Origin of the sequence: Asticcacaulis aquihabitans (assembly GCF_032490435.1) — a bacterium.
Lineage (GTDB): Bacteria > Pseudomonadota > Alphaproteobacteria > Caulobacterales > Caulobacteraceae > Asticcacaulis.
The window spans coordinates 269,510-293,194 of the sequence record NZ_JAVGWM010000002.1 but is presented as its reverse complement, the minus strand read 5'-3'; the positions used below and the strand labels follow the sequence as shown (position 1 = coordinate 293,194).

Annotated in this window: 13 protein-coding genes and 1 pseudogene; 10 read left to right on the top strand and 4 right to left on the bottom strand. The window is 58.1% G+C overall.

What is annotated here, in order from left to right; genetic code table 11:
- Positions 1-112: 112 nt before the first annotated feature.
- The 3 genes from RCJ00_RS08245 to RCJ00_RS08235 all read left to right on the top strand — a co-directional run bounded on the left by RCJ00_RS08245 (position 113) and on the right by RCJ00_RS08235 (position 4,694).
- A complete protein-coding gene (locus RCJ00_RS08245) occupies positions 113-1,618 on the top strand; it encodes a tryptophan halogenase family protein (protein ID WP_316221323.1) in 1,506 nt (501 codons plus the stop codon).
- 124 nt (positions 1,619-1,742) lie between these two features.
- Positions 1,743-3,671 (top strand): NPCBM/NEW2 domain-containing protein, encoded by a 1,929-nt coding sequence (locus tag RCJ00_RS08240; protein ID WP_316221322.1) that lies wholly within the window; start codon positions 1,743-1,745, stop codon positions 3,669-3,671.
- A gap of 3 nt (positions 3,672-3,674) precedes the next feature.
- Positions 3,675-4,694: a cupin-like domain-containing protein gene (locus RCJ00_RS08235; RefSeq protein ID WP_316221321.1), complete on the top strand. Its 1,020-nt coding sequence runs from the start codon at positions 3,675-3,677 to the stop codon at positions 4,692-4,694.
- Positions 4,695-4,736: 42 nt separating this feature from the next.
- Here the strand turns inward: RCJ00_RS08235 and RCJ00_RS08230 are convergent, their stop codons facing one another.
- Positions 4,737-6,149, bottom strand: a complete 1,413-nt coding sequence (locus RCJ00_RS08230) for a DUF4832 domain-containing protein (RefSeq protein WP_316221320.1) — start codon at positions 6,147-6,149, stop codon at positions 4,737-4,739.
- 182 nt (positions 6,150-6,331) lie between these two features.
- Complete coding sequence (locus tag RCJ00_RS08225; protein ID WP_316221319.1) at positions 6,332-9,154, bottom strand: TonB-dependent receptor; 2,823 nt, start codon at positions 9,152-9,154, stop codon at positions 6,332-6,334.
- A 524-nt stretch (positions 9,155-9,678) separates the two neighbouring features.
- Here RCJ00_RS08225 and RCJ00_RS08220 point away from each other — a divergent pair.
- The 7 genes and pseudogenes from RCJ00_RS08220 (at position 9,679) to RCJ00_RS08190 (ending at position 19,853) form a co-directional block, all read left to right on the top strand.
- Positions 9,679-11,916, top strand: coding sequence for a TonB-dependent receptor (locus tag RCJ00_RS08220; protein WP_316221318.1), 2,238 nt, complete (start codon positions 9,679-9,681; stop codon positions 11,914-11,916).
- 12 nt (positions 11,917-11,928) lie between these two features.
- Positions 11,929-12,945: a 4Fe-4S dicluster domain-containing protein gene (locus tag RCJ00_RS08215; RefSeq protein WP_316221317.1), complete on the top strand. Its 1,017-nt coding sequence runs from the start codon at positions 11,929-11,931 to the stop codon at positions 12,943-12,945.
- Positions 12,942-14,156: an MFS transporter gene (locus tag RCJ00_RS08210; protein WP_316221316.1), complete on the top strand. Its 1,215-nt coding sequence runs from the start codon at positions 12,942-12,944 to the stop codon at positions 14,154-14,156. The genes RCJ00_RS08215 and RCJ00_RS08210 overlap by 4 nt, the downstream gene beginning before the upstream one ends.
- 334 nt (positions 14,157-14,490) lie before the next feature.
- Positions 14,491-15,471 (top strand): annotated as a pseudogene (ftsZ, locus tag RCJ00_RS08205) (cell division protein FtsZ); the annotation flags it as partial.
- A 226-nt stretch (positions 15,472-15,697) separates the two neighbouring features.
- The gene (gene agaR / locus RCJ00_RS08200; protein WP_316221315.1) at positions 15,698-16,516 is read left to right on the top strand and encodes a transcriptional repressor AgaR; all 819 of its coding nucleotides are present in this window, start codon (positions 15,698-15,700) and stop codon (positions 16,514-16,516) included.
- A gap of 325 nt (positions 16,517-16,841) precedes the next feature.
- Complete coding sequence (locus RCJ00_RS08195; RefSeq protein WP_316221314.1) at positions 16,842-18,932, top strand: glycoside hydrolase family 36 protein; 2,091 nt, start codon at positions 16,842-16,844, stop codon at positions 18,930-18,932.
- Between the two features lie 9 nt (positions 18,933-18,941).
- A complete protein-coding gene (locus RCJ00_RS08190; RefSeq protein ID WP_316221313.1) occupies positions 18,942-19,853 on the top strand; it encodes an EamA family transporter in 912 nt (303 codons plus the stop codon).
- 17 nt (positions 19,854-19,870) lie between these two features.
- Here the strand turns inward: RCJ00_RS08190 and RCJ00_RS08185 are convergent, their stop codons facing one another.
- Together RCJ00_RS08185 and RCJ00_RS08180 are read right to left on the bottom strand one after the other, a co-directional pair.
- Positions 19,871-22,042 carry a formylglycine-generating enzyme family protein gene (locus tag RCJ00_RS08185; protein ID WP_316221312.1) on the bottom strand — a complete coding sequence of 724 codons (2,172 nt, stop codon included), beginning with the start codon at positions 22,040-22,042 and terminating at the stop codon, positions 19,871-19,873.
- A gap of 273 nt (positions 22,043-22,315) precedes the next feature.
- Positions 22,316-23,335, bottom strand: a complete 1,020-nt coding sequence (locus RCJ00_RS08180; RefSeq protein WP_316221311.1) for a LacI family DNA-binding transcriptional regulator — start codon at positions 23,333-23,335, stop codon at positions 22,316-22,318.
- Positions 23,336-23,685: the final 350 nt, after the last annotated feature.

Here is a 23,685-nt window from a genome sequence, read left to right as displayed (position 1 = left end):
AAACCTTCTCCTGGTCTATGCCGCCTCCCTTTTCACGGCATGACCTGACTCAAGGCGCGCAGCGGATTTGCTGCGCGCCCCTTTTCATCATAACCCTTCAGGGACACTGCCGATGAGCGAGTCTGACAAGACATCAAGACGTGTTGTAATCGTCGGTGGTGGGACAGCCGGATGGATGGCCGCGGCCTGTCTGTCGAAGGTGTTCGGAAGTCAAAACCTGACGGTGACCCTCGTCGAGTCGGCGGAAATCGGAACCGTCGGCGTCGGCGAAGCGACGATTCCGATGATCAATATGTTCAATATGATCCTCGGTATAGACGAGGCCGACCTCGTGAAAGAAACCGAGGCGACATTCAAGCTTGGCATTGAATTTGTCGACTGGGCTCAGTTGGGCCAACGCTATTTTCACCCGTTCGGCAATTACGGGGTCAATATGGAGGGCATCAACTTCTTTCACTATTGGTTGCGCCTGGCCAAGCACGAGGGCGCGCGAGAATATGGGCAATTCAATCTGGAAACCCTGGCGGCCAGTCAGGGGCGATGCGGGACAACCGCCGATGACACGCCACAGCTGAAACTCAACAAGGCCTATCATTTCGACGCCCGGCTTTACGCGTTGTTCCTGCGAAAATATAGCGAAGCCCGCGGCGTCCATCGTATCGAAGGCAAGGTTTGCCACGTCGAACTGGATTCCGAATACGGCCACGTGCGTCATCTTGTGCTCGAAGACAATCGCATCGTAGCCGGCGATCTGTTCATCGACTGCTCCGGCTTTTCGGGTTTGCTCATTGGCAAAGCCCTCGGCGTACCCTATGTGGACTGGAGCCATTGGCTGCCCTGCAACCGCGCGGTGGCGGTAGCGTGTGAAGCCGTTGAGGCGCCTTTGCCCTATACCCGTTCGACCGCGCGTGAGGCGGGGTGGCAATGGCGAATCCCGTTACAACACCGCACGGGCAACGGCTACGTCTTCTGCGACGCCTTTCTGCAAGAAGACAGGGCGGCGGAACACCTGCTTTCGCATCTGGACGGGGCGCCACTCGCCGAACCGCGACAGCTCAAATTTACCACCGGTCATCGGTCCCGCATGTGGGAAAAGAATGTCGTCTCCCTCGGACTCGCATCCGGATTTCTGGAGCCATTGGAATCGACGTCGATCTACCTGGTCCAAAGTGCGCTGGCCCGCCTTATGGCGCTGTTCCCGGCCGGCGACGTCAATCCGAATATCCGCGCCAAGTTCAATGACGACATGAACAGTGAATACGAGCGGATCCGCGATTTCCTGATCGCCCATTACAAATTGACCAAACGTGATGATAGCCCGTTCTGGAACCAGTGCCGCACGATGGAGGTGCCGGACAGCTTGACGGCGCGGCTGGATGCCTTCGAAAAGGAAGGGATACTCCTCGAATATCCCTTCGACCTGTTCAAGGAAACAAGCTGGTTTGCCGTTCTGGTAGGGCAGGGGCTCTTTCCAAAGTCGTATCATCCGCTGGCCGACGCATTGCCGCGGGACGCGTTTTTAAGCCGTATGACGCAGGTGCGATCGATGATTCTGAAGCGACTGCCAACTCTGCCATCCCACGCCCAATACATAGCACGCATTAAGGGGGCGCAATGAGCACCTTCGCGACTCCTTAAGGCGATCTGCCAGCCTATTGAAAGGCCAGGATCAAATCCCTCGACGGCCGATCAAATAAACCCCTTGCAACTCAATGAAAGCACTACAGATGAGGACATGTTTTTTGCCATTGGTTGCCGTGATGGCCTTCGTCACGGCGACACCCGGCCTGGCCCAGGCCAAGCCGCTCAGGCATAGTGCGGTGTCGTCGACGCTCTCCCCCTCTTTGGTGGGCCACGGCGTGTGGCTTGGCGCACCGGTGGGGGCGGCAAAAACGCCGCCCATGGGATGGAATAGCTGGAATGCGTTTCGCACCGAGGTTGATGAAGACAAGGTCATGGGTGCGGCCAAGGCCCTGGTGGATGAGGGGCTGGCGAAGCTGGGATATGTCTATGTAAATCTGGACGACGGCTGGTGGCGCAAACGGCGCCTGTCGGACGGCCGCATGATCGTGAGAACCAGCATCTTCCCGTCCGCAGCGACACCTGACGGCAACACCAGTTTTCGCCCGTTCACGGATCGTCTGCACGCCATGGGTCTGAAGGCTGGGATTTATACGGACATAGGGCGCAATGCCTGCTCCCAGGCCTTTGATCTGCATTCACCGAATTTGCCGGAAGGGTCTGCCGCTGAGCGCGAGGTCGGGCTCGACGGGCATGTCGAGCAGGATATCGGCCTCTATTTTGGTGAATGGGGCTTCGACTATATTAAGGTCGACGCCTGCGGATTGGCGGATTACGCGCCAGGATCGGCTCTGGTCAAGGACAATGGCTATATCGGGTTAAAGCCCGAAATCTATCGCGATGCCATCAACCGGACCGACGATGCGGCGGTGAAAAAGCGCTATGCGCGGGTCGCGGCGGCTTTGAAAGCGGCGAACCCGGACCAGGACTATGTCTTTTCTATTTGTGACTGGGGCATGGCCGATGTCCGGTCCTGGGGCAAGGACGTCGGCAGCATGTGGCGCGCCAGCAGCGATATCACCCCGAACTGGAGCAGTATGCTCCACAACTATGACGCCGTGACCAAGCGCGCGCTCTACGCGGGTCCCGGCCATTGGAACGACCCTGATATTCTTTACATTGGCCAAGGTGAATTTGACGCCGATCATTTGACCGAGGCCAGGACGCACTTTTCGCTCTGGGCAATGATGAGTGCCCCGCTGTTGATCAGCTACGATCTAAGGGCGGCCCCGTCATCGCTTTTAAGTATCTGGAGCAATGCCGATCTCGTTAAGGTCGACCAGGACCTCGCCGGCAATCAGGCGACCATTGCCTACGATTCTGACGACGTCCAGGTGTTGGTGAAGACCATGGCGGATCATAACAAGACCGTGGCCGTGTTCAACCGCACAGCGTCACCGGTGACGGTCGCCCTTCTGGCCAGCCAATTGAAGTTGCGCGACGATGCGCCGGTCGAACTTGTGGATCTTTGGTCGAAGAAGAAGAGCCAATTCAAGGGACAATTGAGCATCACCCTCGCGCCCCACGAAACGCAGGTCTTTTCAGCGAGCGGCGAACGTGAATTGGCGGATGGCGTCTATCTGTCCGAAATCCCGGGCGCGATCAATGTGGCGGATGACGGCGTGAAAACACCTGCCCCCGACCCAACCATTCACCGCATGATCGATCCCTGGGCAGGCACCACATCCGGCAGCGTCCATCCGCAATATGCGGGGTGGGGCGGGGCCCAGGCCGACGCGACCCCTTACGGCCAGGGCTTTCAAATCGCCGGGGAAGCCTTTCGCAGTGGCATTGGCGTGCTGAGCAACTCGTTGTTGCAGGTGAAGACCGACGGCGCGTACAGGACCTTGCGCGCACGGGTTGGCGTGGACGATTCAACACCCAATCCAGGCCGCGCCGTGACCTTTTACGTCTATGCGGATGGCAAGCTTATTACTCAGACGCCGCCCATGAAATTCGGCGACAAGGCCCGTGAGATTACGGCCGATATCAGAGGACGCCACGTCATCGAATTGGTCTCAAGCAGCGCAACAGCGGCAAACGAACAGCCTGTTGTCGTTACCTGGGGTTCGGCCCAGCTGCTGAAATAGACAATGCAGTCCTGTAAAAGCGCTTACGACGTAACCGTTGAGGCTTTCACGTGCGACATTGCACCGGTCAACGAACCAGTGGTGTTGCGCGGGCTGTGTGCCGACTGGCCATCTGTAAAGGCGGCGCATGAGGGAGATTCTCAGATCGCCGCCTATCTTAAATCCAGGGCGGTGAGCGGACCGATTGAATTCCTGACGGCGCCACCGACTATCAAGGGCGAATTCTTTTATGGAGATACGCTGCAAACGCGCAATTTCCAGAAGGCGCGCGCCCCCTTTGGCGACGTGCTCGACCAGTTGCTGGCCTTGGCGGCAGAGGCCACGCCCCCCGCCATCTACATTCAGTCAACGCCTGTAGATGGCTGCCTGCCCGCTTTCAGGGCCGGGAACAGTATGCCTCTGCTGCCCGATTCCGTGAGCCCCCGCGTTTGGATCGGCAATACCGTTCGTATCCAGACCCATTATGATCTATCGGACAATATTGCGGTGGTCGTAGCGGGGAAACGGCGGTTCACCCTGTTTCCTCCCAATCAATTGCCGAACCTGTATGTGGGGCCGTTCGAACAGACGCTTGCCGGCTCGCCCGTCAGTCTGGCCGACATTGAAATGCCCGATTTTGCCAGGTTCCCGCGTTTGCGAGATGCGCTTGAAACCGGGCGCGTGGCTGAGCTTGACCCGGGTGATGCCCTCTTCATTCCGTATGGTTGGTGGCATCATGTCCGGAGTCTGTCGGCGTTCAATGTCCTGGTGAACTACTGGTGGAACGAAAGTCCGTCACACCTGCAGGCGCCCTACGGTGCGTTGCTACACGCGATGCTGATGGTGCGTGACATGCCTGAGCGCCAACGCGACGTCTGGAAAACGATGTTCGACCACTTTGTTTTCGGCGCGCGCGGTGAAGCGGGCGCCCACCTAAAGCCAGAGGATCGGGGCATGATGGCAAGATTGACCGCAACGGGGCATGAAAGCGCCTTCAAGACATTCGTCAACGGTCTGGTCCGTCAGGTGCAGTCGTTACGTTGATAAAGCGAAACCGGATGGTTGGCTGAGAGCGCCTTCATTGCTTCACCGAATTTCAACTCTGGTTCCCAAGCTGAAGCCGCCCAGCGACGGGTTCCAATTTTGCATCTTCGCGGCGTCGTCCGCATTAGCAAAGCGGATGGAAAAGCGTGAATCTTTGGCCAACCGACTATCGGCATCAGGCAGCGCCAGCCAGATTTCCTGTACGCCTGTCGGCAAATCCTTTGGAATCACTATATCCAGCATCGCGGCGCTATCGGTATCCGGCAGCCACTGTCGTGGGTCCGCGCTGTGTGATGTGATCCTGTGTACCGCACCGGATACTGGATCTCTAAGCACAACCTCCACGGCCCGGGGGTTGTAGAGCCGCGCCCAGCCGGAATTTCGCACCACAATCGATATCGAAAGCGGTCCTCCCCTTGAGGCGTTGGCCGGATGTGTCGCACTGACCAAAGCAAACCGGTAGCCCATACGGCGGCGGACGTCGGTCATGCAGCCGTCTTTGATCCAATTGTCGTGGAAAAGCCGGCGATAGTAGTCATCGTTAAGATAGGTGAGATTGTATCGCGCCCCCTCGCTCAAGATATCGCTGCATGCCGTGCGCGGCTTGGCGTTTGGGTCATCCGCGGGGTTACAGGTTTCGCCACCAAACGGGCCCAGGTCGCCAAGTTCGTCGGTGAATGTCTGCTGTTCCGCGCGCAAGGCAGGCTCTTCATCATATGTGCCGACGTCCGTCTGGCTCGCCAGGAAGCAGTCATTGTGGAAGCCTAATCGAAACGCACCGCTTAGGGCTGCGGTCAAAGGGGGCAGATGTGGTGACCAGTCGCGAATGTAAGGAGGATAGCGAAATTGAACGAACCGCGTGTCCGGGACAGCGTCGAGAAGTGCCGTCTTGATTTGGTTGCGATTTTCCGGTGACGTGAGGTCGTTAGACGAGGTATGCCACTCGCCCCATGCGCCTATAAAGCCGGCTTGTACAAAAGCGATGACATCCGAATTCCGGCGCAGCACAGGCTTGAGTTGGGCCAGATGATCTTTCACGCGCGCAATGGGCGCATCCTGCGCGTCACGATATTCGGTTTCGCCATTTGGGTAATTATAGGTCGCACGAACAATCAGCTTGACGCCGCCGCGACGCGCCGTCGCAAACCCTGCTTCAATTTTTTTGAGATAGGATTGGGGAAGGTCGGCGTCACGATAGGCGGCAAGATTAATCCTGGCATAGATCAGTCGATAGCCGTCGGCGTAGGCCTTGGCCACTTCATCAGCGCCCAGTTTGTCAAGGTCAGTAGACGCGGCCCGGTAGAAACCGCGCTCCGGATTTTCAAACTCAGCGTCTGTGGGCGTGAAGGTCGCTTGGGCTATGGCGATGTGTTCGCGATCCGCCACTGCTGCTCCGCCAGACGTTTGTGCCTGGGCGTGAAAGGGCGCACTCGCCAAGAGGACCACGAGGGCCATCAGATGAGCCGAATCGCGTAGAGATCGCCGCATATTCATCGTCGCAAGTGTCATTATTTGACCTGTTCTGGCTTGGCGATTTTCACAAACCGTATTGGTGTATAGGCGCGCATTCAAATGCACCCCCCACCGATCGCCGTCGCACCTGTCGTATGAACGCGATCGGTGGGGGATGCCTTAAGCTAGAATCTATAGCTGACGCCCAGTTTGACCGAGGCGCCATAGCGATAATAGCCCTGAGGCAACAAGCGATTGCCGTTTATGCTATAGGTATTGGCTTCATTGAGGAGGTTTTGGCCTTCAAGTGTGATGTCGGTCCGGTCATTGATCTTGTAGGACGCATGCGCCGTTACCCAGGTGATCGGATCGGCCTGTTCGTTATAGCCTTCGCCCAATACGTTGATCGCCGTGACGAAGCCATCGGTGTGGTCGCCGGTAAGACTAAGTGAGACGCGGCCGTGCTCATAGAACACGCCGAGCGAGTAAACCGATGGCGCAATGCCTTCTAGCGGACGCTCCTCATCGCCGACCCAGCTTTTGGCCCAGTTGCGCGTATATTGTGCGCGCATGCCAAGGCCATTTTCGAGGAAGTGTTGCAGGCCGATTTCGATACCTCTGACCTTCGCATGATCCCCATTGATAGGACGGCTGATATTGAACAAATGGCCGGGTACGCCGATGTCCTGACCCGGTTCCCAGCTGGTCGTGATCTGGTCCTTAATCTGCTTGTCGAAAACCGCGAGATTGAATATCGAATTCTTGCCGAAATACCACTCAAGTGACGCATCGAACTGATCGGCGGAATAGGGCTTAAGCGCGGCGTTGCCGCCGTAAACTTGGGTAAAATCACCCCATGACACGCTCTCTGTGGTGCTAGTAGGCGCGAGCGTTTCTACCGAAGGGCGGGCCATGGTTCTGGCAGCGCCCAGGCGCAGGCGAAGTTCCTCCGTAATGCGGTAGTTGAAGTTCGCAGACGGAAGGACGTAGGTATACTCATTGTCCTGACTGACTGGCGTGGGCGCCGCATAAACGGCCGTATAGTTGAACGCGCCGTTTTCGATGATGTTCAGAATCTTCGCATCCCAGGCTTGAGCGGTGGTGTTCGTCCGTACCACGCGAAGACCGGCATTGCCGGTCCAGCGTTCGCCGGCAAGATTGGCCTGCACATAGCCGGCCCAGGTCTTTTCCGTTACGCGATAACTCTGAAGCGGGTTCCATACGGGGGCCGCAGAGGCGTAGGTATAGACCTCGCCGGGGTCTCCACCCGCCCGGGGATGTCCGTCATAGGCCGCGAGAGCTTTCTGATAATTTGCGACATCGAAGGCGAGGAAAGTGTGCGGGAAATCGGCATTCACCCCGTTCATGAAATTAGGCAGCGTAAAGCTGTGCGAAACAACGTTGCCAGTAAGATCGCCGACATTGATAGCGTGGTCGCCCGAATAGTAGTCGGCACCGCCCGTCAGCGAGTTATTGATCAGATCGCGTGACTTGCTGCGGTCGGTATAACTGACACCGAACTGCAGGTTATCGACCCAAAACCGACCAACCGCCCACTTGCCTGAGACCGTCGCCCCGTTAATGGCATCGTCGATATTGTCGCCGGAAAGAGAGAAGTAGTGTGTGTTGAAATCGGCATCGGTAAACTGCCCGTTCGCCAGGCCGCTGGCCAATTCGCGCCCATCGTCGAAGTTGACGGTCACGTTCGGCACCGCCGCGCCGGTGAGGGAGATGTGGGCTGAGTTGGGCTGGTTCATGCGAAGCACAACATAGCTGTCTTGCCCGCCTGAATGCCGGGACGATGTCGAGCGATATATGTCGCCGGTCAGGGTAAGCGTATCCGACACGCGCCATTCGGCATTGGCGCCATAGAGCTTCGTCTCGACGACGCGATATGTGGTTTGATTGAGCAGTTCCGGATTGAGCCGCAATTCCGGATCGGGATCAGTCATGTCGAAACTGGTGACGATGCCGTTTTGGATCACCATGTTGGACCAGCGTCCCGGCGCATAGAGCGGATAAAAGGACTGCTGATAGCCGACCTGGGGAGAATCGAGTTTCGTTGTCAATCCATCGATAACCAGGCGGAAGTTATCGTTGGGGCGCCATTCGACCTTGGCCGTGTAGGCAGACCGTTTTTTCTTCTCCAGGATAGAGCCCACGCGGAATTGTCCCGGGCCAATCAAGCCATATTCGTCCGGGTCAAGTACCCCATTGTTATTCGGGTCGATGTTGCCGCCCCATGCATTGCCATAGAGCCAGCTTGGGTCATTCGGGTCCGGATTACGCGTCCAGCCGCCATCGTTTCCGGCCTCATCCGTACGATCATTGCGGTTTTCCAGAACAATGCCAAAAAGAACGCCCAGCTTATCGTCGGCAAATGTATTGCTGTAGACGCCCGAAAACTTCTTGCCATCTAGCTTCGACATCAGATTTTTGTCGCCCTCTAGGCGTAAAATCCCATGTTGTCCCCGTTTGTCGAACGGACTGGCCGAGCGCAGATTGATAAGGCCGCCAATGGCGCCTTCCGTCAGCGACGCCTCAGCCCCCTTGATCACATCCGCGCCGCTAATGACGTCGGACGGCAAAACATCATAGGCAAAATCGCGGCCTGCACCGTCGGTGGCAAGGATGCGGCCGTTGAAGGTAGAGAGGGTGTATTCGGGGCCAAGTCCCCGCACACTGACCTTTTGCCCTTCGCCGCCCGCGGTGCGAGATATCGACACGCCGGTGATGTGGCTCAAAGAATCGGCGACATTGTCATCAGGGAACATGCCCAGTTCAAGGGCGCTGATCGAATCCTGGACAGTCGTGGCATCCCGTTTCAGCTTGACCGCGCGCGCGACACTGCCGCGTACGCCCACGACGACAACTTCCTGCGTGGGCGGATCGACGGCATCCTGCGTCGGCGGGGTCTCCTGGGCATAGGCCAACGACGCGGCGAAACTGAGCGTCACGAGTGCAACGCCCGAAGTGAGCCATTTTTGATATCGGGATGTCGTTGGCATGAGTCTGTCTCCTTAAACCGCGAATGAATGAGGTGGATGGTTCCCTTATCTTGCGATTTATGTACGCCTTCACTTTTATGTCTACATAAACTTTCGTTATATATGCAAAACGAAAGAAAAAGGTAGTAAATTTGACACATTTTCGGATGTCATCTCATATACATTGGGCGCTACAGCTGCCTGATCGGATGGCGCGAAACTCGATAATGGCCGCTGGCGGCCCTTTATGCGTGGCCGCTATCTGCGGGCGCCAGGTCGAGCGAGTAGGCGAAGGGCTCGGGCAGCCCTATCAATTTACGAGTGCTGTCTAAAAGCGCGTCGCCACCCTGCGGATATGTGGCTACATGTTTTGATGAATATGTAGGTACGTGACTACAATGATGCCATATTGCAACAGGGAAAAAATCAATAAAGATAATGGGTTAGTATTTCATATTTTCTCGCGAGCCGGGATTGCGGCAGGTAGAATCCGTCGATAGCGTTTTCATCCTGACCGGAAATATTCGGCGAGGGGAAACGCACATATGAAGAAGATAAAGAGCATTTCGCTCTATAGCGGCCTTTTGACGGCTGCCCTGATGGCCACGACCGCTTGGGCGGAACCCGTCATTTCTAGCGTGCCGACGGCGCAGGCCGACGAGAACGCAACGGAAGTCATTCTTACAGCCCGCAAGCGCTCGGAAGCCATCCAAGACGTGCCGTTGTCGATCAGCGCGATCAGTGGGGTCGATCTGGAACGTCGCGATGTTCAGGACGTCAATGCGCTTTACGGTCAGGTGCCTGGCCTGTTCACGGCGCCGGGCTCTGTCAGCAACTCGAGCGATCTGGCCTACCTGACCATGCGCGGTGTCGGCTTTAATGCCGGCCTGGAACCGGCTGTCGGCGTCTTTATCGACGGGATGTATCAGCCGCAGATCGGTTTCGATACCGCCATGCTTGATTTACAACGTGTCGAGATCCTGCGCGGGCCGCAGGGCACGCTGTTCGGACGCAATACGCAGGGCGGCGCTGTCAACATGATCACGCGCAAGCCGGGCCCAGAACCGCATGGTCGTCTGTCGGTCGAGGGCGCGACTTTCGGCACGATTCGTGCGCTTGCCACCCTTGATGGTCCGATCGCAGCCAATCTGTATGGCGGACTGAGCGCCTCTTACGGCCGATCCGATGGCTTCATCTACAATACGGTTCTGGGCCAACATCAGGACAATTACGAACAGAGCGCCGTTCGCGGCACGCTGCGCTGGATACCGCGCGAAGGCCTCGACCTCACCCTGATGGCCGACGCCAGTCGCCGCCGTTACAATGAGGCCGTTCGCGGTGTGCGCCTGGCAGGCAATCACCGCCAGAGCCCGATCGATCAGGATCGGCCGGATGCCAAGCACAATCATGGCCTTCAGCTGAACGTCACGGGTGACCTCACCGATCATCTCACCTTCACCTCGATCACTGGCTATCGGTATTCGGATTCCGACAATCTGCTCGATATGGATAATCGCGCCAGCACGGGCGGCACGGCGATCCTGCCGGCCTATCTGGGGTTGGCACCGTCTCCGGTGGCGGTGCATGGCGCGACATTGGCAGCCCAGGTCGATCAGGCCTTTACAAGTCAGGAATTCCGTCTCGAAGGCAGCAGCGAAAAAGTGAACTGGCTGGCGGGATTATACTATTTTGAGCAGGACCAAAATCAGGCGCGCCAACGCCAGGCGGGGCCCGGAGCGGCCCCGACCGTTCCGGCAGCATTCTATATAAACGAACGCTTCAAGGACGTCCGCAAGGGGGCTGCGGCGTTCGGTCAGTTCAACTATCGTCCGGCGCCAGAGATTGAACTGACCGTTGGCGCGCGCTATTCGCAGGAAAAGGTCGACGGCACCGGTAGCAAGGTCTCTGTATTCGGTGCGCCCCTCAACCGGGCCAGCCCTCTGGTGCGGGACGGCCATCCGGATTTCGATAATCTGTCATGGATGGCGTCGGCCGCCTATAAATTAGCGCCGGACGTATCCGTATACGCCACTTACGCCGAAGGCTGGAAAGCCGGAGGTGTGGACCGCTATCCCGGCCGCGCCGACAATCTGGTCTATAAGGACGAAAATTCCCGCAATTACGAGCTCGGCGTGAAGTCGGTGTTTCTCGATCGCCGTCTTGTCCTCAATGCGTCCGCCTATCATATCGACATCGAAAATCAGCAACTGAACAATGTCATTCCCGATCCGCGCGGTGGTCCCGTCCCAATTACAGTCATTCAGGATGCCGCCCACAGCCACGTCAACGGTTTCGAAGCCGAACTGACCGCCCGCCCGCTAAAGGGTCTGCGTATAAATGGCAGCCTGTCCTATTCCGACGGCGTTTTCGACGATTTCGTGCGGACCTTTTCGCCGACCGATATATTCGACATGTCCGGCACACCCTTTGAAAATGTACCGAAGGTGACGGCCTATGCCTCTGCGCAATATAGCCGCAATCTTCCTGGTGGCCGCACGCTCGATCTCTTTGCCGAATATAGCCACGTCGGCAAGATCATTTTCCAGGACAATACCCGTATGTCGAAGGCGCGGGACCAACTGACGACCCCGGCCTATGACCGGGTCAATGTCAGCGCTGCTGCCACCCTTCGGTCGGGGCTGCGTGTCACCCTCTACGTCAATAACCTGCTCAATTCTTTCGACTACAGTTACGCCTCCAGCGACCCGTTCCTGGGCGGAGATGTCTTCGTCGTACCGCTTGCGCCGCGCCAGGTCGGCCTGCGCCTATCCAAGACATTCTAAGGGGAGGCACGGATGTCCAGACAAAAGGAAAAAACCTACATGCCGGGTCCGGTGGTCATCGCGGCATGGCCTGAAGGCGTCTCCGGCAATATACTGAACGGGCAGGGGGAAAAGGCGTTTCGTCAGGCATCACCGATGTTCTGGCACCCACCAACCCAGCATCCCTTCGGCACCTTGCAACAGATCGCCAGTGACGGTTGTCGTGTGACGCCCGAAGCCGTAGCGGCGTTTCTGGCAGCCCGTGATTATCCGCCATTGGTGCCTATTTGTCCGGAACGGATCGAGCGGACACCGCAGGAATGGACGGCGATGGCGCGCGAATTTGCCCTGGCCAACGAATCCGACCTTTTCGGCGCCACGACCGTCAAGACCCATTATATTGTCGAAAGCTATGCAATCGACGTGCCCAATGTGCTGATGCTGGGGTTTGCCCACGATTACGACAATCTAAAGCAGGTTCCCAGTTCTCCCGAAAATGGCGCCGGCATAGCCGAGGTCGGCCGCCAGTATGCCCGTTGCACCCGCGCGTCCTACAAGCTGGCCAATTGGATCCGCCAACAAGGCTTCTTCGGTTATCCGTACCCGGGCCCGCGCGCCGATGCCTTGCTTTTGATACCCGCAGCGATCGACGCCGGCCTTGGGGAGTTGGGCAAGCACGGCTCGCTGATCAATCGCACCTATGGTGCCAATCTGCGTCTGGCGGGCGTGACGACGGACATGCCGTTGGTCTTCAATAAAGAAGATATTTTCGGCTCGGATGACTTCTGTCTCAATTGTCGGGTGTGCGACGACGCCTGCCCCCCGGGCGCCATCACCGATCACAAGCAATGGGTAAGAGGTGTCGAACGCTGGTATGTCGATTTCGACAAATGCATTCCCTATTTTGCGGAAAACGCCGGATGCGCCATCTGTCTGGCGGTATGTCCGTGGTCGCGTCCAGGCGTGGCTGATAATCTGGTGGTGAAGATGGCGCGTCGTCGCGAGGCGCAGCTGGCGGCCGAGGGCCATGATGCTAAGAGGCAGACATGACCGTACCTGCCAAGCATGCGTCGCCAGGGCTTGTCTTCTGCCTGTGCTTTATTGCCGGGTTGTGCGAAGGATATGACCTACAATCGGCGGGTATTGCAGCCCCGAAATTTGCTCCCGTTTTTCATCTCGATCCAACGCACCTGGGTTGGGTATTCAGCGCCAGCACCTTTGGCCTGTTTGTCGGCGCCTTGGTCGGCGGGCGCCTGGCGGATCGCGCCGGACGACGTGGCGTTCTTATTGCGTCCATGGTCACATTTGGCCTTTTCAGCATCGGCACGGCCTTGGCCAGCGATACCGCTGGCCTGCTGGTCATGCGGTTTTTGACCGGGCTTGGGCTTGGCGGAGCCATGCCCAATCTGATCGCTCTGACCGCCGAGACGGGCCGACCAGAACGGGCGGCGATGCGCGTCACCATTTTGAGTTCAGCCATGCCGTTCGGCGGCTTCCTGGTTGGAGGGCTAAGCGTTGCCCGTCCGGACATTGACTGGACAAGCATATTCTGGATCGGCGGCGTGGTGCCTGCGATCGTCGCTGCATTTATGGTGTTTATCCTGCCGGAATCCGCCGCCTTCCGCGGCGATCGCACGCGGGGTATACGGGCCGGCATTAATGACGTGTTGGCGGCGGAGGCGCGCCTGACGCCTACCTTACTCATGTGGACAAGCGCCTTCTTCACGTCACTGGCGCTTTATCTCCTTATTAACTGGCTACCTTCCCTGCTGGTCGAAAAGGGATTTCTCAAGACGGACGCGTCGAAAATAGCTATGGTTCTAACCCTGGGTGGCGCGGCCAGCGGCTTTGTCTTTGGTGTCTTGGTTCGATTAAGACACCGGACCTGGCTCTATGGTCTCACCTGGCTTGGCATGATCCTGAGTGTGGTCGGTATGGCAGCGACGGGGCATGATCTTCTGCAGGCCTGTATCGCCGGGTTCGGGATGGGCTTTTTTCTCAGCGGCGGCGGGTTCTTACTCTATGCCCTGGCGACGGAAGTCTATCCATCATCCGGGCGGGGCACGGGCGTCGGATTTCTGGTCGCAGTGAGCCGCCTGGGCGCCGTAGCTGGACCTTTGTTGGCGGGCACGCTGCTGACAATCCACCGCACGGCCGCCGAGGTCATGCTGGCCCTAGTGCCGTTAATTAGTATCGCATTGATATCGGCTCTGGCACTTGCGGCAAACAAACCCGCTCTGGTCCGGCAAGGGACCGGGTGAATATGCCTCTTTCGATACGGCGTCTGGGCTGAATTGAGCGCGTTACCCTTTGCCAAGCGGTAATGGGGGGCCATCGGTATTTGAGGCATCGCGCTTTGCTGTCGGCAATAGCGCCTCGGTGCGCCGACGCCATCGCCGGGACCGCCAGGGACCGGCGGCCTGTCCGCGCTGAAACTGGAGGAGGGGGCGGCGGAGGATATCACGCAGGTGAATTTGCAGCCAAACCGACACGGAGGACAGAATCATGCCATGAGCGCCACTTATCAGGGCTTTGCGCTGCGTTGCCCGATAGCACCTCGTCGCCAATTTTTCGAACCTGCGAAGGCCAATCCGAATGTCTGCTCACGCCCCGTCAGTACCTTTTTCCGACCTGTCTCCGCGCATCGTCGTGTTCGGCGTCGGGGGCGCCGGTGGCAATGCCGTGAATAATATGATCGAGTGCGGGCTTGTTGGGGTTGAATTTGTGGTGGCGAATACCGACGCCCAGCACTTGGAGCGGTCCGGGACGAAAAACCGTATCCAGTTGGGCGCCCTTGTCACGCAAGGCCTCGGAGCGGGCGCCAATCCCGAAGTGGGCCAACGGGCGGCCGAAATATCGGAAGCCGAAGTCGCTGAGTTCCTCGCTGGCGCGCATATGGTTTTCATCACCGCCGGCATGGGCGGCGGTACGGGCAGTGGCGCGGCGCCTGTCATCGCCAGAATTGCGCGCGAGCGCGGTATCTTGACCGTGGGTGTGGTCACTAAACCTTTCACATTTGAAGGACGGCACCGGATGCGTTTGGCGGATGCCGCCATCGGTGAACTGGCGTGCTATGTCGACACCCTGATCGTGATTCCGAACCAGAACCTGTTTCGGGTCGCCACGGAGAAAACGACCTTTGCGCAAGCGTTCGGCATGGCAGATGACGTTCTGCGCGCCGGGGTGCAATCCATCACCGACCTGATCGTCCTGCCTGGATTGATCAATCTCGACTTTGCCGACGTGCGGGCCGTGATGGCCAATATGGGCATGGCGATGATGGGAACCGGCGAAGCGACCGGTGAGGGCAGGGCGTTGCAGGCCGCCCAGAACGCTATTCAGAATCCCCTGCTGGACGAAGCCTCCCTGCACGGCGCCAAGGCCATCCTGGTCAATGTGACCGGCGGGCTCAATCTCAGCCTTCACGAAATCGATGAGGCGGCAAATGCTATTTCGCAATGGGTGGACCCTGAGGCGAATATCATCTTCGGCGCGGCGCTCGATCGTGACATGGGCGACCTGATCCGCGTCTCGGTCGTTGCCACCGGCATGGATGTCAGGACCGCCGCCGCTGTGTGAAACGGGCCTACGCGCTGATACGAAACGCTCCGGTTGTATTTCGATATGCCTATGTGTTTTCGGTTTCCCGCATTCGGCCTTGAATTGTGTCTCAATCGAAACAAAAAAAGCGACAAAGGTTGCGCATTTTTCGTTTCCTAACCGGTTTTACTTTCCGCTGTTGAGGTTGCAAGGTTGAATTTGTGCCCCGTTTGGGAGATAAGCGAAAGCTAAGGCGGGCGGGATGCCTGCGACCAGGGCTGAGACTATGGCGGAAGACACTGTGAAGCTGACGCGCGACACCTCCGAGCGCCGGCGTGAGATTACATCCATGCTCAAGTCGCGCGGCAGCGTGCAGGTTGTGGCGTTGTCCGAACAGTTCGGCGTTTCGATGCAGACGATCCGCAAGGACCTGCATTATCTCGAAGAGCACGGCATAGCTACGCGGGCCTATGGCGGGGCGATTTCATCCGAAGTGGTGACGGTGAATGCCGAGCCTCCCATCGAAACCAAGCGCGTTATTCATACTGAAGAGAAGGAACGTATCGGTCAATTGGCAGCGGCCATGGTCGAGCCCGGCGATTCCATCATGCTGGATTCGGGCACGACTGCCCTGCAGATCGCACGCTTTTTGCCCGATGACGAAGACATTACGGTCGTCACCAACGACTTCGGTGTCCTGTCGGCCCTGACGCAAAAGCGAAAAATAAAGATCATCATGCTGGGCGGTGAATTGCGCCGCAAGAACATGGCCTTCTATGGCGCCCAGACGGTGGCGGCGCTTGATGAACTTCTGCTCGACAAGCTGTTTCTTGGTGTCGATGGGTTCGATGTCGAACGCGGCATCACGACGCATCATGAGCCTGAAGCGCAATTGAACCGTAAAATGGTTGAGACGGCGCGTCAGGTCATCGCCATCACCGACTCGTCGAAGTTCGGCAAGGTGTGTCTGCACCGGATCATCGATATCAGCGAGATAAACGCGTTGATTACCGATTCAGATGCGCCGGACTATATCCGCGATGCCGCCGACCGCTTTGGCTTCACCTTGCACCTCGCGTGAGCAAGCTGGCTACTGCCTCATAAATCGCGGCGCGCGTTCTTGTAATAGATCTTGTCCATTACCGCCTTGGGCAGGGCAAGCCCCTGTGCGTTGGTGTCAATATCGGCGATGTGCGGGCTGCGCGCTGTCGCCAGATAGGTCCAGTCTGACAGCCAGTCGTCATGCGCTGACGTCTACACCGTCAGCCTAATGTCATCTTTAAAAAGCAACGAAAACGAAATTTAATGTTTCGTTTTGATGTCTTTTTGTTTGCCTTTTTAATTTGACTTATGCAAGATTAAAACGAACCCTGTCGCCAACGGCGGGCGATAGCGGAGGGCAGACCATGACAAGCCAACCATCAACCTCCCCAAAAACGGCAACGGCCCTGCATCGCCGGGGGCTGCTGAAACTGTTGTCGGGCACAATGATCGCCTCCGGTTTGACGCCACCGCCCGTCTTTGCCCAGTCCGCAGCAATCGCCACCGTCGGCGATAGCGCTATTTCGGTTGAGTTCGACCTCGGGCTCAACAGCCGCATAAGCCTTGATCCGACCGGCAATAGGATCGGATTAACGGAGTTCGCGCCGTCAGAAACCGTTACACTCTCCGACGGCCGGGTCATTGATCGTTTTTCCTTCAAGGAAAAAACGCAGAAGAAAATCCGGGACGAACACGGGGATGGGACCGTCTTCGTTATACGGGGAACGTCGGCGGAAGGCCTGGAAAAGGTCGTGCAGATTAGGCTTTACGACCGCTTTCCGGGCTTTGCTCTGACGCGCGTAACCTACCGCAACACGCAAGCGACCCCGGTGGCGGTCACGCGCTGGACCAGCCACGCACACACCCTGAAAGGCACAGCCTTCTGGTCCTTTTCCGGCTCTTCGCACGATGACCGAAGAGATTGGGTTCAGCCGGTCAAGGCTGGATTCGACCAGCCGAATTTCATGGGCATGAATGCGTCAGACTATGGCAGCGGCACACCGATTGTGGACGTCTGGCGGCCCGACGCCGGGCTGGCGGTGGGCCACATAGAATTAACACCCAAACTGATTTCCCTGCCGCTGGTCGCAACGCCGGCCGGGGCGGGCGTTGCCATCTGTCGGGATCACCCGGTGACCCTGACGCAAGGTGACGAACTGACCACGCTCGATACTTTCGTATCGGTTCACCAGCGCGACCATTTCGCGACACTCGACACCTATCGCCGGGTTATGGCGGATCGCGGGCTGGCCGCGCCAAAACCGCCGGCCTCGTCCTATGAGCCGGTATGGTGCGCCTGGGGCTATCAGCGCAATTTCACGGTTGAGGAAATCGAGGGCACCCTGGCCAAGGCCAAGGCAGTCGGCCTGAGTTGGGCGGTGCTCGATGATGGCTGGCAAACCTCCGAAGGCGACTGGTATCTCGATACGAAGAAGTTTCCGCATAAAGACGCCGACATGGTTGCCTTCGTGCAATCGATCAAGAGGGCGGGACTCAGGCCGCGTCTGTGGCTGGCGCCACTCGCGGTCGACCCAGGCACGGATCTTCTGCACGATCATACCGACATGCTCTTGCTCGATCAAAACGGCGCAGTGCAGAACGTCACCTGGTGGAACGCCTTTTATCTATGTCCTGCCTATCGGCCGACCCAGGACTATTACCGCCAGCTTGTTCGTAAAATCATCTGTGAGTGGGGCTTCGAAGGGCTCAAGCTTGACGGCCAGCACATGAATGGCGTCGCCCCGTGCTACAATCCGGCGCATAATCATGCGCATCCGGAGGATTCGGTCGAGCAACTCCAGACCTTCTGGAAGCTGATTTACGACACAGCCAGGGAAGCGAATCCGGACGTGGTCGTGGAATTCTGTCCGTGCGGCACGTCGTATGCCTTCCATAACCTGCCATATACCAACCATGTGCCCGCCTCCGATCCGCTAAGTTCGTGGCAGGTGCGTCTGAAGGGTAAGTCATTGAAAGCCCTGATGGGCGGGGACGCCGCCTATGCCGGTGACCACGTTGAACTGTCCGACGGCGGGGATGATTTCGCCTCAACTGTTGGGATCGGCGGCATTGTCTCGACAAAGTTCGCCTGGCCGGGGCCGGGTCACGAAAAGGGAGAAAACTATCAACTCACGCCGGAGCGCGAAGCTCTTTGGCGCAAGTGGATAGGCCTTTACAACACCAAGCGGCTTGCGCAGGGCCAATATCGCGGTGATCTCTACGATATCGGCTTTGACAAACCCGAAGCCCATGCCGTCGAAAAGGACGGCAAACTCTATTACGCCTTCTATGCGTCGAAATGGGCGGGTCCGGTGGAACTGCGCGGCCTGACGAAGCGGCGCTATCGGCTCGTTGACTACTATAACAATACCGGGTTGGGCGAGGTCACCCCCGCTAAGAACCGTCTGGCGGTCAGGTTCGACCGTTTTCTTCTTATCGAAGCCATACCTGTTTAGGGCCACGCCATGAACGAACCCGTGCCTGAACCGTCCGTCAATACCGCTGTGGCGGGCAAACGCTGGCTTATCTATGCCTTGGGCGTCGTAGGCCTGTGGGGTGTGTGGGGCGCCTTTACCGGCATTTCGGCCCAGAAGGGGTTTCCCGAAACCCTGACCTATTGCGTCTGGGCGGTCACCATGATCTTGCCGGCCCTCTATGTCTTGGCAAAGGCCGGATGGAAGCTCGATCATAGTCCACGTGCCGTCCTGTACGGCCTGATTATCGGCCTCCTGGGGGCTGGCGGCCAGATGGTGTTGTTCTATGCGGTGAATACCGGCCCGGCCTATCTCATCTTCCCCATCATCTCCTTGTCGCCGCTGGTGACAATCCTGATGTCAGCGATCTTCCTGAAGGAACGGACCACGCGGCTGGGGCTGTTGGGCGTCGTTCTGGCGTTGATTGCCTTGCCATTGTTCGACTTCTCACCGGAAAAAGGCTTTTCCTTCATGAATGGCGGAGTGTGGTTTCCGCTGGCCCTTGTGATCATGGCCTGCTGGGGCATTCAGGCCTATTTCATGAAGCTTGCCAACCATACCATGACGGGCGAAAGCATCTTCTTCTACATGATGGTGACGGGCCTGATGCTTGTTCCCGTGGCGCTGGCTATGACGGACTTCGCCAAGCCGATCAATCTGGGCCTGGAGGGGCCGTGGCTGGCGTCCGGCATTCAGATTCTCAACGCCATCGGCGCGCTCTGTCTTGTGTTCGCCTTTCGATATGGCAAGGCCATTGTCGTCGCCCCGCTAACCAATGCCGGTGGCCCACTGGTTACGGCGGTGATCTCGCTTGTCGTCGCCAATGTGATTCCGGGCGAACTGAAAATTGTCGGGTTGGTGCTGGCAGTCATCGCCTCGGCGCTGCTGGCGCTGACCGCCTGAGGCGACGATCCGAAATCTCAGATCTTGTCCTTCACGCAGCGGAACCCGATGGCGCCTGACCGGTCGATGCTGGGCGCCATCAACAGGTACTTGCCGTGCTCGGTCAGTTTGTAGGCCTGCGGAAAATACCAGCGTGAGCCCTGCGGCTTATAATGACTGCCGCCCTTGACGATGGCGGCGCGGGTGTGCGTGTCGCGATATTCGTCGGTCCATTGCCAGACATTGCCGACCATGTCGCGGACGCCGAACGGACTTTCGCCCGCAGGATGGGCGGTCACATCCGCGGCGGCCGCCATGTCGCGACCCGTATCCGGCGTAGGGACATGCCCGGCGATCCAGTCGTTCCCCCACGGATAGGTTCGATCGTCCTGACCCTGGCCGGCATATTGCCATTCCCATTCGTGAGGCAGCCGCTTTCCGGCCCAGGCTGCGTAGGCACGCGCGTCTTCGATGGAGACCCAGGTCACGGGCTTATTGGCCCATCCGGAGGGGTAGGTGCCGTTGACCCAGTCCTTGAGGAGGTTATGCGCATCGGCGGGCGTATAGTGTGTGGCATCCATGAACTGCTTGAACTGAGCATTGCTGACTGGATAGCGGTCCATGTAGAAGGCATCGATGCGCATGTCTTGCGTGTGGTAGCGCCGCGCGGATGCTTCCCATGGGTACTGGACGTCGACACCTTCATCATTGACGCCCTCGATCATGATGCCGCCGACCTTGAAGGTGTAATCACCGGCCGGGATGAGGACCATGCCAGTGGGCGCGGTTTTTACCGGAGCTGTCTTGGGTATCTCCACCAGCGACTGGGTCGCGGTGACCCATTGGTCGGAATAGCTGGCCAGCGGGCGGACGCTGGCAGTTTTCATGATGGACAGGAAGGGCGCCAGTTCATCATCGGGCTGAGCGGTCTCAAGGATGGCGGCATAGCCCTTGGGCTCCATATCGAAGGTCAAGACAGTCTGCTTGCCGTCGGTGCGCGGCGTGAGCGCGTCGCCTGTCCAGAGATTGTAATAACGCATGCCCGGTTTGGTCGGCACAACCATCTGGCGGCCGGAGACGGCGTAGGCGTTGCGGTTGACAATGGTCCAAAGCGTTTCGGTGCCGGTGTCGGACGGCCATTTGCTGGCAAACACCCCGAACGTTTCCATCGGCGCATGAGGCTCCCAGTCGCGACTAACCAGAAGACGGCCATATTGCCGTTCTATAAGCGAAATCCGGCGCAGGGCCTCGGCGTCGCGATCGGGCAGCTGGTTCCAGATGCCCCAGACATTTTCCCAGCTTTCATAGCCGGTGCCGTTGAAAAAGGCAGATTGCAGCAGATCGCCGTGGGTGTGGGCCCAGCGGTCGTTGACGTGAACCATATGACGGGGTTCGAGCCATTTGTATCGGCTGACCGAGGGTACGAAGTCAAACCGCCAGTATCCCCAGGTCATGTGATTGTAATTGATCATCTCGTCCGAGCCCAGACCGATTTCAGGTTCGAGCGCCAGGGGGTGCCCCAGCGCATCGGAGGCCTTGCGAAAGGCATAGGGCAGTCCATCGAGGGTGTCGCCATTGATCCCGTCCGCCCCGACCGCCGCCAGGTCACGCGTCAACGCTTCGGTATCGGGTGCGCCTTGATCACGCGTGCCGCGGTCCCAGACCATGACGGGGAACAGAACCTTGACGCCCGCCTTATGAAAATCGGCAATCATTTCCTTCACCGCCTCGCGGCCGCCAGGCAGGTCGTTGAACAGGTCATAGGCGTTGCGGCTGTCCACGCCCAGGTTCGGATAGGTATGCCATAAAAGCACGCTATCGACGCCGCCATAACGGCTTTTCAGATCGGCGAGGTATTTTTCAACCGTATATGTGCGCGACACCGGATCGTAAAAAAATCGGTCGTGGACCATGGTCTGGGTTTGGACGAAACTCGACTGCGTCCAGGCCAACTCCGGTCGCGAGTATTCAGCCGAAGACAGGCCAGTCCGCGCCCGGCGTTCGTCCCGCCAGTGGCGGATGTCGGCGAGCCACGCCGCCCGCTCGGCTTCGGAGCAAGCATATCGGCGATCCTCATTCCAGGCCGGCGGTGTATTGCAGGCCGGACCGGAGATCTGCTGCGGCCAGATTTTGGCGGCAACGTCTTGAGAGTGCGCGGACGCACTCCAGAAGCCAAGCAGACTTAAACCGATAAGTGCGCGAAATTTCATGTCTATTCCCTGATATTTTTGTTCATTATCCGGTCCGCACTGCATCTAAGACGCAAGGCTGCCGGATTGTCTTCGTTAGATGCGCCTTGCGGCATTTACGCGTTTGGGGGGCTGCCGCGACGCTTATACCCTCGCATGGTTTGCCTTATCGCCTCAGCTCAAGATCAGCCTCGGTGAACGCATTGCTCTTCAGCAATAGATTTAGCTTAACCCTGTTCATCCCTTTGAAACGTTTCAAAATCGGGTAACTGCTTACATTTTTCAACTGAGCTGTCAAGCCTGCGGGGGACAGACCGATCCGCGATGCACAAGGCGCACAGGCAGTTGCAGGGTTTCCGGCGCTACGTCGGGCGCCTCCATGCGTGCGAGCAGGCGGCTCAATCCCGTTCTGCCGAGCGTATAACCCGACTGGTCCACCGTCGTGAGTCCCGGTCGGGTGATGGCGGCGACATCCAGGTTGTCAAAGCCTATGACCGAAACGTCGGCGGGGCATGACAGGCCGCGCGCCTCGAGCGCCGACAGCACGCCCAATGCCATAAGATCATTGCTGGCAAATATGGCCGTGGGTGGGGCGGGCAATGACAGGAGGCGTTGTGCCGCCCGCCGCCCGCTGTCGATGTCAAAGGCACCCTGCTCGATGTAGTCGTCAGGCGTATGAAGACCGCTGGACGTCAGTTCGGACAAGAAGCCCCATTGCCGATCAAAGGCATTGCTGAATTGATCGGGCCCCCTGATGATGGCAATTCGGGTGTGGCCCGCTTGTAGGAAATGCCGGGCGACGAGCCGTCCGCCTTCCGCATTGTCGGACACGATGACATCGCCGTCCCAGTGCACAGGCTTCCGGTCAAGGCACAGGGTCGGAATGCCGCTTAGCCGCCCGTCATGCAAAGGGTGGTTCTGTTCGTCACCGACTGACGGGATGATCAGGAGCCCGCTCAGTGAATACGACGCCATGGTGCGCAGGTAGGCGGCTTCCTTGACGGGGTTATTATCTGTGTTGCAAAGCACGACCTGAAGGTCGTGTTCGAAGGCGAGATCTTCCGCGCCGCGCACAACCGACGGAAAATAGGGGTTCGTGATGTCCGGAATGATCATGGCGATCATGCGCGTCCGCTGTTGCCGTAAACCGCGAGCCACCGGGTTTGGCGTATAGCCCAGATCGGCAATGGCCCGTTCGACGCGCGCCTTGATATCGGGGCCGACGCCCGCGCTGCCATTTATGACATGAGACACCGAGCCCACCGACACGCCGGCGTGTTTGGCGATCTCCTTAATCGTCACATTCGCAGACAAGGCGTCGTCCCCCAGAAAAGGTGCCAAAAAGGAGAATGGATATATCACGACCTGCGGGGCCAAGAGCGGCGACGTCTATGGCGGTGGAATCACAGGAGACTATTTCACAGGCAGCCGGGATATCACAGGCTGATCTTCTGACCTTAGCGGCCGTCTTGCCGGATTGCATTCGTGCCAATCGAATTTCTTTTTATAACGTTTCCGCAGCGGATTTGCATCTATGGAGCTTTTTTTCAGTAGAAATTGTAAAAACTACCGTTTTATATGTTTCGTTTTCATTGTTTTGATTGCGTTCCTGCCGGCGAAGCGCTAGGGTTTGGATGAACGCCATCCCTATGGAAGGAAATCCC

What these genes read in the sequence shown, in the direction of transcription:
- RCJ00_RS08245 (WP_316221323.1), top strand. Translation starts at nt 113, where the DNA reads ATGAGCGAGTCTGACAAGACATCAAGACGTGTTGTAATCGTCGGTGGT.
- RCJ00_RS08235 (WP_316221321.1), top strand. Translation starts at nt 3,675, where the DNA reads ATGCAGTCCTGTAAAAGCGCTTACGACGTAACCGTTGAGGCTTTCACG.
- RCJ00_RS08230 (WP_316221320.1), bottom strand. Translation starts at nt 6,149, where the DNA reads ATGGCCCTCGTGGTCCTCTTGGCGAGTGCGCCCTTTCACGCCCAGGCA.
- RCJ00_RS08225 (WP_316221319.1), bottom strand. Translation starts at nt 9,154, where the DNA reads ATGCCAACGACATCCCGATATCAAAAATGGCTCACTTCGGGCGTTGCA.
- RCJ00_RS08220 (WP_316221318.1), top strand. Translation starts at nt 9,679, where the DNA reads ATGAAGAAGATAAAGAGCATTTCGCTCTATAGCGGCCTTTTGACGGCT.
- RCJ00_RS08215 (WP_316221317.1), top strand. Translation starts at nt 11,929, where the DNA reads ATGTCCAGACAAAAGGAAAAAACCTACATGCCGGGTCCGGTGGTCATC.
- RCJ00_RS08210 (WP_316221316.1), top strand. Translation starts at nt 12,942, where the DNA reads ATGACCGTACCTGCCAAGCATGCGTCGCCAGGGCTTGTCTTCTGCCTG.
- agaR (WP_316221315.1), top strand. Translation starts at nt 15,698, where the DNA reads ATGCCTGCGACCAGGGCTGAGACTATGGCGGAAGACACTGTGAAGCTG.
- RCJ00_RS08195 (WP_316221314.1), top strand. Translation starts at nt 16,842, where the DNA reads ATGACAAGCCAACCATCAACCTCCCCAAAAACGGCAACGGCCCTGCAT.
- RCJ00_RS08190 (WP_316221313.1), top strand. Translation starts at nt 18,942, where the DNA reads ATGAACGAACCCGTGCCTGAACCGTCCGTCAATACCGCTGTGGCGGGC.
- RCJ00_RS08185 (WP_316221312.1), bottom strand. Translation starts at nt 22,042, where the DNA reads ATGAAATTTCGCGCACTTATCGGTTTAAGTCTGCTTGGCTTCTGGAGT.